The organism is Massilia sp. CT11-108 (assembly GCF_047302915.1).
Classification (GTDB): domain Bacteria; phylum Pseudomonadota; class Gammaproteobacteria; order Burkholderiales; family Burkholderiaceae_D; genus Telluria; species Telluria orientalis.
Map to the genome: position 1 here is coordinate 1 of NZ_JBKYMO010001023.1, position 911 is coordinate 911.

The 911-nt window shown below is 73.2% G+C and carries 1 pseudogene; it reads left to right on the forward strand.

Annotation, left to right across the window (positions count from 1 at the left end):
• A pseudogene (locus ACEN88_RS32865) lies at positions 1-911 on the forward strand (cyclic beta 1-2 glucan synthetase); the annotation flags it as partial.

Consider the following 911-nt stretch of genomic DNA (forward strand, 5'->3'; position numbering starts at 1 on the left):
GCTCGTCGCACCGGCGCCGCTGCCGCGCATGGATTTCGGGGCCGGCATCCCGCTGGACGCGCGCGCCATCGTCGTCGTGCCCGCGCTGCTGTACGGCCGCGACAACGTGGCGGCCCTCGTCGAGTCACTGGAAGTGCACTACCTCGCCAACCGCGATCCGCAGCTGCGCTTCTGCCTCCTGACCGACCTGGCCGACGCGCCGCGGCAGGAGGTGTACGGCGACGCCGACCTGATCGAACAGGCGCGCGCCGGCATCGCCGCGCTGAATGCGAAGTATGGGAAGTGCCGGCCGTTCCTGCTGCTGCACCGCCAGCGCACGTGGAGCGAAGGCGAGGGCGCGTGGATCGGCCGCGACCGCAAGCGCGGCAAGCTGGAAGACCTGAACGCGTTCCTGCTGCGCGGCGAGCGCGCGCCGTTCGCCGTGATCGAGGGGCCCGTCGACGGCGTGGACGAGATCCGTTACGTGATCACCTTGGACGCCGGCACCGGGCTGCCGCGCGACGCCGCCCGCGCTTTCGTCGCCGCGATGGCGCATCCGCTCAATCGCCCCGTGCTCGATGATGGTGGCCGGCGCGTGGTGGCCGGTCACGGCCTGCTGCAGCCGCGCATGACGGCCGCGCTGCCGCCGGAACACGCGTCGCGCTACGAACGCCTGTGCGGCGGCGCACCCGGCATCGAGCAGGACCTGTTCGGCGAAGGCACGTTCGCGGGCCAGGGCATCTACGACGTGGCGGTGGCCGACCGCGTGCTGCGCGGCCGCCTGCCGGACGACCGGGTGCTGTCGCACGACCTGCTGGAAGGCAGCTACCTGCGTGCCGGCCTGCTGGGCGACGCCCACCTCGTGACGCCATGCCCGGCGCGCTACAGCGACGACGTCGCCCGGCGCCACCGCCAGATCCGCGGCGACTGGC